The organism is Paenibacillus sp. PCH8, assembly GCF_002968835.1.
Classification (GTDB): domain Bacteria; phylum Bacillota; class Bacilli; order Paenibacillales; family Paenibacillaceae; genus Paenibacillus.
This window is the reverse complement of the sequence record NZ_PKQK01000001.1, coordinates 1,746,419-1,762,264: the sequence shown is the minus strand read 5'-3', so window position 1 is coordinate 1,762,264 and position 15,846 is coordinate 1,746,419. Positions and strand designations below refer to the sequence as shown.

Genomic DNA, 15,846 nt, shown 5'->3' with positions numbered 1-15,846 from the left:
GCCTCCTGCTCCTGGCTCCAAAATTCTCTTCTTACTACTATATAGTTATTCCTTTTCCCCGTCCAAGGAGGAGCTTACTCTTTATGTTACAGCTTCGGGTCCAGAGCAACGCCAATAGCAATCCTTGATTTTGACGCTCAGACAGCTAGGTAGTTGTAACTATGTTAAAATAAGGATCATTAACTTAGAGGTGATGCTTATTCTTAATCCAAAAATCTTCTTCTACTAGTTGTGTATGAGGTCGTGGCTTCTCTAGCCAAATCTAACCCTGCACAACGGGGATGAAGATGTTTACACTGCAAAACAGTAAAAAGTTCGTTGATCCAAGAAAAGAGAAGCTGCAAGATCACCGCAAAGGAATCAAGAGCTCTCATTTCAACAAAGAAAGCAAACCGGATCGAAAGCACGATTATCGTCAATATCGAACCAGAATGAATCGTCTCATGTACCACGAGCAATACGATCTTCTGCACAACTATAAACGAACGAGCGGTTGGCTAACTTGGTAAACTGGAGTTAGAAAGAGTAGTCCTTACATAACTTTACTGCGCTACATCAAAATCCGTAGCCGTTTTAGTTAAGAAGGACTTCTTTTTTCAATCAATTACATATCGTTTCATTCATTTCTGACAGTTAGAATATAGCGAGGAGGCCTTTATTCATGTGGAAAGAGCATCTTCATAGCATTTCGAAGGAGTACACGTTTAGTCCCCCTGCATCTGGTGATGACATTGCAAAGGTGGAAGACTCCTTACAGATTACGTTCCCTCGTGAATTAAAAGAAATATTGCTCGAAACCACTGGAGTCAGAGCTATTTACGATTTGGGACTTATCTGGTCAGTAGATCGAATCAAGAATGAAAACAGACACTATCGGGATGACCACTCCCAAGATTACTATATGCCCTTTGATCACCTGCTCTTCTTCGGAGAAAGTGGAATTGGGGATTTATTTGCTTTTCCAGTGACAGGGGGTGAAACGTGTAGAGATGATGTGTTTGTGTGGAATCATGAAAATGACAGCCGAAAATGGGTTGCACCTTCTGTGTCCAAATATTTGGAGTGGACTTTAGAAGGCAAAATAAAAATATAGTTTACACAGAATTACACATGACTAAAAGATGGAATGAACTTATGAGTATATCAGAAAAGAAATGTCATGATTGCGGGGGAACATCTTTCGTAGAAGCATCGGATTACATCAACCTTCGTCCATTGGATAAGAAAATGACTCTCGGTGTGGAAAAAATGTACACGGTTTGTCTGGATTGCGGCGAAGTTGTTTCCATTAAAGTGAAGAACCCAGACAAGTTGCTAAAATAATAATTCAATTAAGCACAGACAAAACACCCTAGCTCGCTCATTATTGAGAAACAGGGTGTTTTTCATGTACATCACGACATATGTGTCTATTCTAATTATACAATCAACGATACAACCTTACCTGCATTCACATCAATCAGACCATGGTCCGTAATTTTCAACGCCGGGCTTACCGCGAGGGAGTGGGTGCTGAGCGACATGATTGGATTGTAATGTACATAACCAAGAGACAACATCGCTGCTCGCAGTTCCTTCACTTGATGAGACACTACCGCGAGTGGTTCTTCTGTCAAAATGCCACCTACAGGAAGCTCTAAATGGGACAACACTTTGCCGTCTTCCACCACACAGAATCCCCCCTGGCTCGATATAACCTTGTTAGCTGCCAATATCATATCTTCACGATTGCGTCCGACAACCAATAAATTGTGATTGTCATGCGAATATGTTGTTGCAATCGCACCGCACTTGATGGTATCTCCACCAATCAATCCATGTGCCCGATTACCGTTCACACCATAACGTTCAAAGGTCGCGATCTGCGCATAACCACTTTCTTCCCACAGCAACTCGCCATCCACTGCCTGTACAGGTGCAATATGTTCTTCCACAAAGGTCGAACCATCCTTCACCATCATCACGCGGCACTGATACTGACCTTCAACCGTCTCTACATTATTCGCCGTACCTGCTCCCAAACCACTGACTTTCGGATCTGACAAAAGAATCGAAAAATCAGCTTCACCTAGTTGCTCCAACTGTACACTCTTATAGAAATGAGGCGGGAATTGGCCCGTTACCCGTTCCTGCTTATACGGTTCGTAGTCGTCATAAGCTTTACGGCCATTTTTGTACACCTGCTCAATCGAAAGTTCCTCCAGGTTGGACACCAACACATAATCCGCCACCTTGCCTGGGGCAACACTACCTCGATCGGTCATTTTCATGCGAGACGCGGGAGTTGACGTTGCTGCGTAGATTGCATCTTCCGGTCGCATGCCCATCTGAATTGCCTTGCGTACAATGTGATCCAGATGTCCTCGCTCTACCAGTGAATCCGGCATCACATCATCCGTTACGAAGCAGAAGTGCTGCGCTACATCATGTTGAATCAGATATTCCATGACTTCGGGCGTCATCGATTTCTCTTGGATTTCAATAAACATACCTGCCGCAATCCGCGCCTGCAATCCTTCAATGCTCTGATGGGTATGATCGGAATCAATACCTGCGTAGATCAGTCGATGCAGATCGAGTCCAAGCAGTTTCGGTGTATGTCCTTCGATCACGAGATCGGGATAGTTTTTGCGGATATGCTGTAAAATCTGGTTCGTCTTGCACTCCGGATCACGGATGACATCGACATAGTTCATGATTTCGCCCAGACAGATAATCTCTCCGGTCGCCAGCAGCACGTCCATGTCCTCAATCTCAATTGAACCACCTGTCGTCTCCATCGGGGTCGCTGGAACGGAGCTTGGGATCGCATAGAACATGTCCACCGTCGTCTCCCGACTCACAGCCATCATCTCCTGCACCCCTTCCAGCCCGAACACATTCGCCATCTCATGCGGTTCAGCGACAATGGACGTGACTCCACAGCCAATCAGACCATGGGAGAAGGTTTCCGGTGTCACCATCGTACTTTCGATGTGCAGATGGATATCGATCAGGCCGGGAATCATGTATCTTCCCCGCGCATCGATGACTTCATCAGCCTGAATTAGCTCCGTTCCACCTGGCCCAACGTACATGAATCGGCCGTTCAGCACAGCGACGTTGTTCATTTCAAATCGTTTATAATAACTGTTATACACATGTACATTTACAATGAGTTGATCTGCACGCATGGGCATAATCTCCTTCTATACAAGCATTTCACCGCGATTGAGACGGACAGTGCACCTGCAACGCAATTCATGTAATGTATTGCTCTTTGCAGAAGCTCCTGCCACCATCCCGATTGGCGGCATGAAATACCTTCTTTACTGCTTTTCTTAGTTGCTATTCATTCTATTGTTATTCCCTGCCTGAATTCACGACTACTCTACAAGTACAAGCTTGTCCTGCGGGAAAACAAGGCTAACACGCTGTCCACTAAGATACGGTGTTTCCATCTCCTGATTGGCTGTAAAGTCACCTAACTCCGTCTCGATCACATATTGATAGCTGCGTCCGAGATACGTACTGACTTTGATCATCCCCGGCAAAGCATTCGCCATATCTCCAGACGTATCCCCACTAACGATCAGATCATCCGGGCGAATCGCACCTTTACGTGCACCGGGACGTGCTGTTCCGGGATGCGCCGTTGCCGTGAAGGTACGACCTCCCGCATGTAGCGTAATCACTTCCCCTACATCACTACGGTCCGCGAATTCAATGAAATTATGGAAGCCGATGAATCGTGCTACAAACTCCGTTGCCGGATATTTGAAAATGGTTTCTGGGCGGTCGAGCTGCTCGACTACACCTTTGTTCATAATCGCAACCTGATCCGAGATCGAGAAGCACTCTTCCTGATCATGAGAGACATACAGCGTCGTAATGCCCAGCTCTTGCTGAATCCGGCGAATCTCCACCCGCATGTTGAGACGCAGGTTAGCATCCAGGTTACTGAGCGGTTCGTCGAACAAAAGCAGGTCAGGCTCGATGACCAAGGCACGCGCAATCGCCACACGCTGACGCTGTCCACCAGACAGTTCTTGTGGAAAACGTTTCTCAAACCCGATCAGGTTAACCACCTCAAGGATTCGCATCACACGGGAAGCGATATCCTTGTCTTTCACCTTGCGCATCCGCAGGCCGAAGGCCACGTTGTCATAGACAGACAGATGCGGGAATAACGCATAACTCTGAAATACAAATCCGAAATTCCGCTTGTTCGCCGGAACCTTCGTGTAGTCCTTGCCGCCGAACATAAACTTGCCCTGAGATGCTTCCAGGAATCCGGCGATGAGGCGCAGCGTAGTTGTTTTGCCGCAACCACTCGGTCCGAGCAGGGAGAGTAGCTTACCTTTTTCCAGCTCCAACTGAAAATCCTTCAGGATCGTCTGCTTATCGTAAGCCACCGATACGTGGTCTAATGTTAGCAATGCCATAGCGTTCTGCGCCTCCAATTAACGTTTCGTAAAGTATGAAAATCCGCCCATGATCCGTTCGATCACGAACATTAAGAATCCGGTCAATACCATCAACAGCACGGAAATGGCCGCAATGGTTGGGTCAAAATAATTCTCGACATACGTCAGCATTTGAATTGGCAACGTACTTACTCCCGGTCCGGTCATGAACACAGATATATCTACGTTGTTGAACGATTCCAGGAAGGCAATCAGCACAGCCGCAATGATACCGGAACGAATGTTAGGCAGCACGATCGTGAAGAACGTTTTTACCCGTCCCGCGCCGAGACTCAGTGCCGCTTCTTCCACCGCAAAGTCAAAGGTCGACAGACTCGAAGCGATAACTCGAATGATAAATGGAAGCATAATAATCGTGTGACCGATCAGCAGACCCATATACATCGGCAGATGGTAGATCACAATCAGGTATTTCATTAATGTAAAACCAAGCACGATTCCCGGAATGAGTACCGGGGACAGGAACAGGGCATTCAGCACAGACTTGCCTTTGAAATCGTAGCGACTCAGTGCATAGGCAGCCGGAACTCCGAGCACCAGCGCCAGCAAGTTCCCCAGCAGGGAGATGATGATGGACGTCTGGAATGTGCGGAGGAATCCGCCTGTGTTGAAAATATTCTCGTACCACCGGAAGGAGAAACCCTCCGGCGGGAATTTGAGTACCGTTCCCGGTTCAAATGAAGTGACCGATATGATCAGAAGCGGGCCCAGCAGAAAGATAAAGACCAGCAGACTGAACAGGCCCAGCCCGATATGTTTCTCCCGCATATGTCTACCCCTTCGGATTTAAAGTTTTGGCCATTTTGTTCATGACAGCGACCACGACAAATGTAATCACAATCATAATTGCAGCAACAACCGAGGCCAGATACCAGTCGTTGAGGGTCATGGCGTTCTGATACAGGAACGTAGCGATTACACGCTGTTTACCTCCGAGAAGGGCAGGTGTGGTATAGGCTGTCAGGCTTCCGACAAAGACAAGCACGGCCCCGATCACAAGCCCTGGCACAGCCAGCGGGAATACGACCCGGCGGAATGCTGTGATGCGGGATGCGCCAAGACTTTGTGCTGCTTTGAGCAGGTCACCGTCAATGTTCTCAAGCACGCCCACCAGAGAGATAATCATCAGTGGCAGGAACAGGTGTGTCAGGCCGATCATCATGGCTGCTGGTGTGTACAAAATATCCAGTGGCTTGTCCACGATGCCCAATCCAACGAGGGTATTATTGATCAGCCCTTTGCGTCCAAGAATGATCATCCAGCTGAACGAGCGCACGACTGGGCTCGTTAACAGCGGGAAGATCGCCAGAGCCAGCAAAATGCCTTTGCGGCGCGGTGCTTTCCGTGAAATATAATAAGCTGTCGGGAATCCGAGCACCACACAGACGATGGTGGTGACCACGCTGACCTGTAGCGTCGTAAGCAATATTTTCAAGAAGTAAGGGTCTCTGAAAAAATGCATGTATCCTTCAAACGTGAAGGAGTTTTCTTGGAAAAACGTCGACCCGATCGTCAGGACAATCGGAATGATCATAAATGCCGCCAAAAACACGAACCCCGGCAGCAATAGCCAGTAGATTACTGATTTCTTCATCGCTGTACTCCTGACTTTTAAAATGGTTTTATTCACACGTTAAAGCACAACTTTACACTAGCTCACTCCGCGCCAGAAGAACCTTTCGATCGCTGTTATCCCCAGATTTTTTTGATCCTTTATTAAAAAGGTAAAATCCGGGGATAAAGGCGAACGCTTCGCTTCTCCAGCTTTCTTCTGTCACTACGTTGTTGTGTAATACATGAATTTAACTATCATAACTACGCGTTTAATGCGTTGATAAATAGTTCAAGGAAAGCTTCCGCGTCTACGGTTTCGCATACGAAGGTGTTGGGCTGCTCGCCCAGACGATTTTGGAAGTCACATACCATCTGACCATCGCACAGGCGACTGGCGGTTTCGACATCCACGTAATATGATTTGCGTCCAACGAGTTCGGGGGCAAGTGCTACGCCGACGGCCAGTGGATCATGCAGGGCACAAGCCCGGACACCGTTCATTTGTTCATAACGGTTGATGTAGATCTCCGTGCTCTGAGCCACGTATGCGCGCAGTGCAGGATCAGTTAGCCGCTCGATTGCTGCTTCATCCAGCAGGGTTTGACGTGTAACATCTAGGCCCACTTGCGTAAGCTTCTCGATGCCTGCATGTAGCACGATGCGTGCGGCCTCTGGATCAGCGTACGTGTTGTACTCAGCTGTTGGTGTAATGTTGCCATGTCCGCGAACAACGCCACCCATGAAGATGACTTCCTTCAATAAAGAAGGTAATTCAGGGCACTTCATTAAGGCCAGTGCCAGGTTCGTTAATGGAGCGGTCATGATCAATGTCAGCTCACCTGGGTACAGCTTGGCTTGCTCCACGATGAAGTCCGGCGCAAAACCGTCTTCTGCTTGCTTGGACACGGCAGGATCAGGCAGCGCGCCGCCCAATCCGTCCTGTCCATGTACCCGGTGTTCATAATGCGACTTGCGGGTGAGTGGTCCAGATGCTCCGGCAATCACCGGAATGGTTGTTGCACCCGCGAGTTCAAGAATTTTACATGTATTCTCTGTGGCCTGTTGGAGCGATACGTTACCACAGACCGTGGTGATGCCGAGAATGTCCAGCTTCCGGCTTTTGACCGCCAGCAAAATCGCCAGTGCATCGTCTATGCCCGTGTCCACATCTAGAATAATGCGATTACGCACTTCACTCATATGTTCTCAACTCCTATTGCCGTGATATGGCTTGCTTGCTGCAAATGATATAAGTTCAACTAAAGACTAGTTGAACCTATATAGACCAAAGATAACTTTTAAGTCAGTCGGCTACTTGTTTTATTGTGCAATCTCACGGTTCCAACGATCCGTCCAGCCTTTGACCTGTTGATTCACGAATTTCATATCCAACTTGTTCAGCTTCTCAACGACTTCAGCACCATATGTCACACCTTCTGCTTCTTCAGCAGTCAGTTCAACCTTGGTGTTCACCGGGGAATCGACTTTGGCTTTGGCAGATTTCGCTTGTACATCCTGACTGAGCTGCCAGTTGATGAACTCTTCAGCCAGCTCTTTATTTTTGCTGCCCTTCACGACATTGATCGTGTTCATTACCGCATATGCACCTTCGCTAGGTGTTACAAACTTCGCATTAGGTACAGCTGCTTTCAAATCTTTGAAATACATTTCCATGATCGGTCCGCCAGCAATCTCTTCTTGGGAGAACATGTTCACGAACTCGGACGTCTGGCTATAGAATTTCACCACGTTGCCGCTCAGTTTTTTCAGTTCAGCAAATGCCGCATCTTCATTAAACGTATCGTTTCCGGCTACACGGGAAGCTGCATCCACAACCATTGGGCCTGCCGTTGCCGTAATATTCGGGATGGTCAGGTTACCCTCGAACGCCGGGTCCCACAGGTCACTCCATGAAGTCACTTCTTTGGAAACGAGGTCGGGGTTATAAGCGATTCCGAGTTGTCCCACCGTGTAGGCCGGGCCATAATCTTCCCCAAGTGGTGCTTTGGCAATATCATAAATGTCATTTACATTTGGAATTTTGGAGCGGTCAATTTTCTCAAACAGATCTTCATCAATACCTTGTTGTGCATAGTAGTCAGACAGGTAGATGACATCAACATTCGATGTACCCTGACGGATTTTGTTCAGACGTTCCGCGTTATTGCCGACTTCGAGCACGATGTCCACATTATGTTCTTTTTCAAAGGGACCAAATACATTTTCATTGAAGAAGTCTTCCGAGAAGCCCCAAGTGGAGATGACCAATTTGGTCGCTGCTGTTCCCCCACTACCTGATCCGCCTGTTGCATCATCCGTGCTGCTGCCACAACCTGCAAGTAATACCGATGTCATTGCCACTGCTGCCAAACCGCTAATCCACTTTTTCATCATGATCCTGATTCCCCCTGATATATGTGATGTGTATGAATCAATTTCATAATACCTTTAGTTGCTTCAATCAAGGCTAGATGTAGATCAAAACGGTTCATTTTGTCTATATCTAGTTACAAAACCGAAAATTTAATGAGTTATGAAATTGATTCGTATGAAAAAAAACAAAAAGAAAAGTGCTCTTGTATAAACAAGAACACTTTTCTTCGTAAACAAAGGAAAGCGACACCCGCTGCCGGTACATCATCGGTTTCTGCTTCAGAATCAATCCGAAGACAGACGCCATCATATGAAATTGTACGGAACCTGATCATGAATCCAAATCATACCTCTGGTTGTTACCGCAAGAATCAATCCTGCCGATCCATCCTAGGCCTGTTCCAGAATCACATTCGTGATCGCCCACTGGGTGGACGCATCATAATCCCTCAATATCGCTTCAATTGGCAAACCCATGTGTTGCTCGAGCTTCTCCCGGAATTTCTTCTTATATAAGACAGACATGCGGAAGTCCACTTCCAGCTTTAAGCCGGGGGCCTCCCCTTCCAGGGCATCAGAGCGCGGCGAACGGCGGTGCTTCGCGTAGAAGGTCACAATATTCTGGTCAATGGTCACTCTCAGGAGAGTGGTGCCAAATCCGAACAGTTCCTTCGAAATTTCGTTATAATACTGGCACATCTTCTTCTTGCTCTCATTGCTGTCCAGTAGTTCCATGAACTCACCCACATCTCTTACTACCGTACATTCGACGTGTTAACACGATTGATTATACATAAATATACGATTATAGGCAACCAAAAAGATATAGTTAACATGGTAATTACACATAAAAGCGAACGATAGCTCGGAAGCGCTGCAATTATATTGCACATTTTCTTCAGAGAGTTCATATGGTTGAGTAATCTACACCTGTATCTATTTCACCATTATTGTTGCTTAAACACCCATTTTTGAACCTCGTTCTCTTGGCGAAGCTCATCCATTACCAGATTTGACCCGTCCTCGGCTATGCCGAGTGCGTCCCCGTTATGAGCACTGGTAATGCGCATCGTCCCATCTTCGTTCTTGGCAATGTGCCAACGTTGATTCGCATAACCAAGATACGAATAGAGCTGAATACGATTCTGTCCTACATCCCAATCCAGCGCCATTCCGTTCAAGGTTCGAATAGAGTAAGAGCCGGACTCATCCCCAGTTGGTACCATCACCCATTGGAAACCTTCACTTACATTCTCTGCCTCGCCAGCAACCTTTATCCCTTCTCCTTCTTCAGAGGGAACAGCTCGAATCACAACGGGACGTCCTGCATTACGAATAATCACCTGCTCCAACTCGGCTTGTTTCCTATGGGTTGCATTCACATGCTGAAAGGATGCACTTCCTCCAAATACATGAACACCGAAATGCCCTTCGGCAAACGTCCCATCCTGAATATTCATCATTCGCTCTCCATCAACATCAACCTGGATTCGAGGCCCGTTCGCCTGAATTCGGATGTGATACGTATGATCCTTACGAATGAATCTCGGAATTTGAGCAAGCACCTGCCGTTTTTCGAAATTTCCGTTCACTTTATAAAAAAGTCGGATGGCCTTCATATTGGGGTCCACATTCAAGTAATAGCCGCTTCGTCCATCCTCGCTTCCACGGAATATAACAGAGCCTGCTCCGCCCTGAGCATCCAGCGTCAGGTCAACATCATATTGGAAATCGCCTGCCGTTTCTTGGGCAATATACTGTGCATCCCCACTAGAATTGCCTTGTATGCCTTGTTCGGAAACAAGCCAATCGGCAGAGGATTTATCCGACTTCCAGCCGGACAAGTTGGTATCGAATGTGCCGTTGGATACCACAATGGGGATTTTGGCAGAAGCTTTGCCGTTAGCCGTTGAAGCCGTCACCCAGACTTTGCCTTTGCCTACAGCACGAACCGTCGCTTTTGTTTTGTCAGCATGAACGATCTTCACCACTTTAGGATCACTTACTTTCCATTTCAACGGTTGAGCACCTTTTCCCGGTCCGCCCTCTACCGTCGCGTACAATGTTTGGGTCTGCCCTATATTTGTCGTTCTTCTGTGGGTATCTGCAATGACCCGAGTTCTGGAAGATGTGCCTTCTCTCCAGATGTTGTCCAAGGCGTACACCTTCATGGAGTTCACCTTCACTTCCCCACCAAGGCTATAGAAAGCCATTGTTCTTCCCGCAGGGTCTGGAAAAATGACATCCGAGAAGACAACCTTGCCATCATTACCGAAAACCTCAACGGAGGATTCATCCACAAATATGCGCAGCTTCACCTTTTGATTTTCCGGTTGTAACGGAGCCTCATGAACCTTGGTGAACAAGTCGGAAAAGCTCACGTCCCCCGATGCAGTGCGATCCACAAACATGTTTTGCTGATCCACCCTGTATCCTACTGTGGTTTGCTGCCCCTCCCCTTGACGCAGATGAAAACCGAACTCGGCTACAGCACGGTTAGCTGGAATTTCCACTTCGGCTTCAATTTCATACGCCCCTGCCGTCAGGCCATCGAGCGGATTTTTGGAATCAGGCCCCATCCTCAACTGCTCAATACTGTACAGGTTTTGCCGCAGTGTTTGAAGCTCCGTAATTGGTGTTTGTACCAAACGAACTCCTTCGTTCGTGGTTCGAAGAGATATTTCTCTCGGTATGGTTAATTGTCCTTTCCAAGAGGAGGTTGGGAATTCAAACGGATAGTCCCAATTCGTCATCCATGCAAGCATGACTTTCCGCTGATCAGGCATATTCGCAAAGGACATTGATGCATAGAACTCCTTACCAAAGTCCGTCCTCAACACTTGACCTGCCGGAAGATCATTCAGGAATTTCCCTTCTGCTGTCAACTCACCCACAAAATATTCCGCATCAGATCCTTGAGTTTTCGGATTCGCCCCTGTACTGATCATCAGCACCCACTTCCGCCGTCCCGTTCCATCAACAGGCAACTGAATGAGATCGGGACACTCCCATACACCACCACGAATGTAATCGCCATATCCAAAGTTATAAGTTAACGTCCAATCGAGCAGATTGGTTGAAGTAAAGAACCGGATGTGATCCCCGCCAGACACGACCATCATCCAGCGATCGTGATCTCCATCCCAGACGACCTTAGGATCACGGAAGTCCCAGCTTCCCGGGTCATCACCATTCTTGCCAGGATTATCAATTACGATTGGGCGATCTTTAGCATAATGCCAATTGCGTCCTTGATCGGTGCTATAGGCGAGACCGATGCGCTGATTGCCGCCAGTTTTATCCGGGTGAAAGGAAGTGTAGTACGCAATTAGACCTTTTCCACCTGAATCCGTGAACAGACCGGATGTGTTATTCAGATCAGCAATCGCTGATCCCGACCACACATGACCCTGATCATTCCAAGGTAACGCAATAGGTAAACGCTTCCATTTTATAAGATCCGTACTAACAGCATGAGCCCAGGTGCCTCCATCCTGATGAAACAGATGATATTCACCATCATAATAGACCAGTCCATTCGGATCACTGACTGATCCCCGAATCGGAGAATAATGGTACTGAGGTCGATAGTTTTCCTTGTAGTAGATGGACTCTTCCGTCACATAGATATCCTGAAAATAAGCCATACCTTGTTGAACCACAAGTCCAACATTTCCATTGGCATAACTTGTGTCTGTGACTTCAACAGCCGGAGGTGTGTAACCATCCACATACACCTGAATCAAGCTGCCCGAAGCTATAATTTCGATGTGATGCCTCGCTCCCGGTTGACTGGGATACGTTCGATTCGAGCTGGCGAGCACGGTACCACCTGCTTTTCGAAGTTGTACCCTGGCTTCTTCTCCTTCTCTAATCAGGACTGCTTCGTAACCCCTCGTTCCGTCTGTATTAGCCCTGAACAGCAATGCCGCCGAGGAACTCACATTCGTATGGGCCAGAGATATATTTCCCTCATATACCAAATCAGATGCCGCCTTCTCGTAAATGATCCGTCCCTGGCTCTGAGCATTTCCTTTACCTCTATAGCCTTTTAGATCCGGCTGCCATTCGCCCGCGGCATTAATCGGTTTGCCCGTGTTGCCATTCATCATACTCACCTGAACATTCTGGAACAAAGCCGCCCCATCCCATACATGGAGCCCCAGATATCCTGACGAATAGGCATTGTCCTTCACATCTATTACCGGGTCATACTGATTATCCCAATATACCTGAAGGCTCTCTCCATCCGCTTTCACTTTCAGATGGTAGATACCTCCGGATTTCAGGCTCGTCTTATGTTCTACATTTAACGTTCCCGGCTGTCCACTTGCATCTCTTAGACGTATTACACCCGCCTGGGGAACCACTTGCAGCATATACGAAGACCAGCCTGTATCATTGGATCGAAAAACAAGACTGGCATCAGCCTTCATATCCTGAATCATCACATCAGCTTCATAGACAAAATTATCAGCTCTTGTGGCTGATACAGCCATCACGTTCTCCCCAGCATCCGAAGCCAAATGGAATCCTTCATCCGTATCTTCCAGACTGCCTCCGCCCTGCAATGTCCAATCCGACACATTGGTATCTGCTTTGGACCCATTGATCAACATCGGAGCCCCCTTTCCCTGTTGTTTCACTAATCCCTCCGATGTCTGCTTTCTTCCTGACTGAGTATCCTTATCGGTATCCGTTAGAGCGGCTGTCGAATACGCCCCTGCAGAAGATGAACCAAGGACACATGTTAGTAGAACACAACAGATGGATCGAAAGATCCATTTCATAAGCATTCCCTCTTTTCCTGTTGTAGTGGATGACACAAAAATCCCGTAAGGGATGGCGCAGCAGTCTCTTCAAGCGAACATTTCGCATACATTCAGCCCTGCGACTTCCCATGCAAAACGCTGAAGCAAAAGTAAACCTGCAACCATCCCCTACGGGATACAATGGATCAAATACTATGAATTCAACTTGGCATGTTGCTGTAACGCTTCCAACCCCAATGCAAGGGCACCGCATAGTCCGGCGTGCTGTCCCAATCCGGGTTGGACAATATATTGGTCGATATGTTGCGTTATCTGAGCTGCATTCACATATCCATTCAAATTCTGTACCACCCGCTCCCGGATCATGGGAAACAGATGATGTTGCTGCATCACTCCACCGCCCAAGATGACCTTTTGCGGCGAATGAAGCAGAATGGCGGTCGTAATAGACTCTGCAATGTAGAAGGCTTCGATCTCCCATGCCGAGTGGTCTGCTGGCAGTTCACTACCTGGACGCTGCCAACGGGCCTGAATGGCCGGTCCTGCGGCCATCCCCTCCAAACAGTCGCCATGATACGGGCATAATCCGGCAAAATGATCCTCCGGGTGCCTTCTCGTCCGAATGTGCCCACCCTCCGGGTGCAACATGCCATGCACACGTTTGCCTCCTGCCACAAGTCCAACCCCAATACCTGTGCCGATGGTGTAATACACACAGTTGTCCAATCCTTGCGCTGCTCCCCAGGTGACTTCTCCCAAGGCAGCTGCATTCACATCCGTATCCCATCCAAAGGGAACCGAAAATTCACTTCTCAAGGTACCGACCACATTACAGTTTTCCCAGCCCGGCTTCGGGTCGTTGTAATGTAGCCATAGGTGGGACTATCCGGTTGCAGATCCATGGGGCCAAAAGAGCCGATGCCGATGGCTGCCACTTCCTTATCCCTGAAATAGTCGATCACCTTCGCAAGTGTGGTGTCGGGATGTTCCGTTGGAAAGCTGCACCAATCTTCAATTCTTCCTTCTTCATTCCCTACCCCACATACAAACTTTGTTCCGCCCGCTTCGATGGCGCCTATCTGCATCGTCCCGTCCCCCTTGCGCTCATTTCGATTGACCTTTGGCTTGGATGGGGAATAGTTCGTAGATATGAAGCGAATGGAATATCATATCCTGTTCGGCATGAACAGAGATTCCCTTGGAGCCCGCATCTGGATAGATCAGATCGGTAATCACCGCTTGACCGTCATTGGCAAATACCTCTACGGAGGCATGATCCACAAAGATACGCAAACGTTGATTGCCACTCCCCGCTGTTAACCCAGCCGCATGGCGACCCAGAAAATGCTCATGGAAATCGATGATACCTGATCGACTGCGATCAACGTATACTTCACCCAGATTAGCGTCCACGCCCACGAGCGTTTCATGATTCGAACCACTTCGTAATGCAAATTGAACAGAGGATGCTGAAGACCATTCCGCATCAATCTCATAGTTCACAAGCTGCAATGCATTCAACTGCTCGCTCACTTGTCTGATGGACACATTCTGTAACGATAATACGGACTTGCGGGCCTGCTCCAGCTCACGCGCAGGACGCTGAACCAGCATGACTTCTCCGCCCCTTGTCTCCAATGTCAGCTCCCTCGCAATGGTCATTGCCCCGCGATAATCTTCAGTTGGCGTCTGGTTAGCGTACATCCAGTTGCTCATCCAGCCCATAAACAGGCGTCTTCCATCTTCTGCCGGAATGTCGGACCAGCTGACCCCTGCGTAGTTGTCCCGGCCATGATCAAGCCAGCGAATCCGATGCGAAGCTTCATCCGGAACAAACGTAATGCCATCAAATTCTCCAGTGAAGTACTGGGTTCTGGAGCCTTCCTTGAAGGCAGGATCTGCACCAATGCTGACGAGCATCACCCATTTTTCCTGCCCTGAATCCCCATCCACTACTAATGGGAACAAGTCAGGACACTCCCATACGCCGTCATGCGAACCGATCCCTGCGCCGAATTCACTGCCCAGTGTCCAATCCTTTAGATCGGGAGAATGGTACAGGCATACCGTTTGACCACACGCGATAATCATGATCCATTCCTCAGTCTGCTCATGCCAGAATACTTTGGGATCACGGAAATCCACAAACGATTCATGCTCCAGCACCGGATTGCCCTCGTATTTGATCCAGGTTCTGCCGCTATCCCGGCTATAAGCAAGGCTCTGCTTCTGAATCGGAGGATCGTTGGGCATTTCTAGATGATGAGTGAAAATCGCCACCAGTCCTGGCTCATCATCAAAGAATCCAGATGTATTGTTCCAATCCACTACAGCACTGCCGGAGAATATCATGCCATGTTCATCTGGCGCCAAAGCCACTGGAAGTTCTTCCCACGTGACCAAATCCCTGGTCACTGCATGTCCCCAATGCATCGGTCCCCATGTGGTGCCAAACGGATGATGCTGATAGAACAAGTGATACTCACCTTTGAAAAATACCATGCCATTGGGATCATTCATCCACTTCTCTTTGGGTGAGAAATGATAGACGCCCCGGTAATCGGATGTTGAAATGGTAGACATGTAGTTTAACTCCTTTGAATCAAACCGTTGAAGAGAAAACACTACATTACTAACGCATCTTGCTGTTAAGCAAGGCAGCGTCCCCTCATCTGATTTGT

General features: G+C 48.0%; 12 protein-coding genes and 1 pseudogene. 3 read left to right on the top strand and 10 right to left on the bottom strand.

Features of this window, described 5'->3' with window-relative positions; genetic code table 11:
• Nucleotides 1–287 precede the first annotated feature (287 nt).
• The 3 genes from C0Q44_RS07705 (at nucleotide 288) to C0Q44_RS07695 (ending at nucleotide 1,323) form a co-directional block, all read left to right on the top strand.
• A complete protein-coding gene (locus C0Q44_RS07705; protein ID WP_258166206.1) occupies nucleotides 288–509 on the top strand; it encodes a hypothetical protein in 222 nt (73 codons plus the stop codon).
• Between the two features lie 152 nt (nucleotides 510–661).
• The gene (locus tag C0Q44_RS07700; RefSeq protein ID WP_105406736.1) at nucleotides 662–1,093 is read left to right on the top strand and encodes an SMI1/KNR4 family protein; all 432 of its coding nucleotides are present in this window, start codon (nucleotides 662–664) and stop codon (nucleotides 1,091–1,093) included.
• Between the two features lie 41 nt (nucleotides 1,094–1,134).
• A complete protein-coding gene (locus C0Q44_RS07695) occupies nucleotides 1,135–1,323 on the top strand; it encodes a hypothetical protein (RefSeq protein ID WP_105407645.1) in 189 nt (62 codons plus the stop codon).
• A gap of 95 nt (nucleotides 1,324–1,418) precedes the next feature.
• On the opposite strand, the gene C0Q44_RS07690 is transcribed toward C0Q44_RS07695, so the two are convergent.
• From C0Q44_RS07690 to C0Q44_RS07645, 10 genes and pseudogenes are all read right to left on the bottom strand, one after another.
• The gene (locus C0Q44_RS07690; protein WP_105406735.1) at nucleotides 1,419–3,173 is read right to left on the bottom strand and encodes an adenine deaminase C-terminal domain-containing protein; all 1,755 of its coding nucleotides are present in this window, start codon (nucleotides 3,171–3,173) and stop codon (nucleotides 1,419–1,421) included.
• Between the two features lie 192 nt (nucleotides 3,174–3,365).
• Complete coding sequence (locus C0Q44_RS07685; protein ID WP_105406734.1) at nucleotides 3,366–4,424, bottom strand: ABC transporter ATP-binding protein; 1,059 nt, start codon at nucleotides 4,422–4,424, stop codon at nucleotides 3,366–3,368.
• An 18-nt stretch (nucleotides 4,425–4,442) separates the two neighbouring features.
• Nucleotides 4,443–5,234 (bottom strand): ABC transporter permease, encoded by a 792-nt coding sequence (locus C0Q44_RS07680; RefSeq protein WP_105406733.1) that lies wholly within the window; start codon nucleotides 5,232–5,234, stop codon nucleotides 4,443–4,445.
• Nucleotides 5,235–5,238: 4 nt separating this feature from the next.
• Entirely contained in the window at nucleotides 5,239–6,060 is an 822-nt protein-coding gene (locus C0Q44_RS07675; protein WP_105406732.1) for an ABC transporter permease, read from the bottom strand.
• 221 nt (nucleotides 6,061–6,281) lie between these two features.
• The gene (locus C0Q44_RS07670; RefSeq protein WP_105406731.1) at nucleotides 6,282–7,220 is read right to left on the bottom strand and encodes a nucleoside hydrolase; all 939 of its coding nucleotides are present in this window, start codon (nucleotides 7,218–7,220) and stop codon (nucleotides 6,282–6,284) included.
• 120 nt (nucleotides 7,221–7,340) lie between these two features.
• Nucleotides 7,341–8,411 (bottom strand): ABC transporter substrate-binding protein, encoded by a 1,071-nt coding sequence (locus C0Q44_RS07665; RefSeq protein WP_105407644.1) that lies wholly within the window; start codon nucleotides 8,409–8,411, stop codon nucleotides 7,341–7,343.
• Nucleotides 8,412–8,783: 372 nt separating this feature from the next.
• Nucleotides 8,784–9,128 (bottom strand): Na-translocating system protein MpsC family protein, encoded by a 345-nt coding sequence (locus tag C0Q44_RS07660; protein ID WP_017691786.1) that lies wholly within the window; start codon nucleotides 9,126–9,128, stop codon nucleotides 8,784–8,786.
• 212 nt (nucleotides 9,129–9,340) lie between these two features.
• Complete coding sequence (locus tag C0Q44_RS07655) at nucleotides 9,341–13,183, bottom strand: GH32 C-terminal domain-containing protein (RefSeq protein ID WP_308737394.1); 3,843 nt, start codon at nucleotides 13,181–13,183, stop codon at nucleotides 9,341–9,343.
• Between the two features lie 174 nt (nucleotides 13,184–13,357).
• Nucleotides 13,358–14,250, bottom strand: a pseudogene (locus C0Q44_RS07650) (ROK family protein).
• 19 nt (nucleotides 14,251–14,269) lie between these two features.
• Entirely contained in the window at nucleotides 14,270–15,748 is a 1,479-nt protein-coding gene (locus C0Q44_RS07645) for a glycoside hydrolase family 32 protein (protein WP_105406730.1), read from the bottom strand.
• Nucleotides 15,749–15,846: the final 98 nt, after the last annotated feature.

What these genes read in the sequence shown, in the direction of transcription:
- C0Q44_RS07675 (WP_105406732.1), bottom strand. Translation starts at nt 6,060, where the DNA reads ATGAAGAAATCAGTAATCTACTGGCTATTGCTGCCGGGGTTCGTGTTT.
- C0Q44_RS07705 (WP_258166206.1), top strand. Translation starts at nt 288, where the DNA reads ATGTTTACACTGCAAAACAGTAAAAAGTTCGTTGATCCAAGAAAAGAG.
- C0Q44_RS07680 (WP_105406733.1), bottom strand. Translation starts at nt 5,234, where the DNA reads ATGCGGGAGAAACATATCGGGCTGGGCCTGTTCAGTCTGCTGGTCTTT.
- C0Q44_RS07665 (WP_105407644.1), bottom strand. Translation starts at nt 8,411, where the DNA reads ATGAAAAAGTGGATTAGCGGTTTGGCAGCAGTGGCAATGACATCGGTA.
- C0Q44_RS07660 (WP_017691786.1), bottom strand. Translation starts at nt 9,128, where the DNA reads ATGGAACTACTGGACAGCAATGAGAGCAAGAAGAAGATGTGCCAGTAT.
- C0Q44_RS07685 (WP_105406734.1), bottom strand. Translation starts at nt 4,424, where the DNA reads ATGGCATTGCTAACATTAGACCACGTATCGGTGGCTTACGATAAGCAG.
- C0Q44_RS07700 (WP_105406736.1), top strand. Translation starts at nt 662, where the DNA reads ATGTGGAAAGAGCATCTTCATAGCATTTCGAAGGAGTACACGTTTAGT.
- C0Q44_RS07645 (WP_105406730.1), bottom strand. Translation starts at nt 15,748, where the DNA reads ATGTCTACCATTTCAACATCCGATTACCGGGGCGTCTATCATTTCTCA.
- C0Q44_RS07690 (WP_105406735.1), bottom strand. Translation starts at nt 3,173, where the DNA reads ATGCGTGCAGATCAACTCATTGTAAATGTACATGTGTATAACAGTTAT.
- C0Q44_RS07670 (WP_105406731.1), bottom strand. Translation starts at nt 7,220, where the DNA reads ATGAGTGAAGTGCGTAATCGCATTATTCTAGATGTGGACACGGGCATA.
- C0Q44_RS07695 (WP_105407645.1), top strand. Translation starts at nt 1,135, where the DNA reads ATGAGTATATCAGAAAAGAAATGTCATGATTGCGGGGGAACATCTTTC.
- C0Q44_RS07655 (WP_308737394.1), bottom strand. Translation starts at nt 13,183, where the DNA reads ATGAAATGGATCTTTCGATCCATCTGTTGTGTTCTACTAACATGTGTC.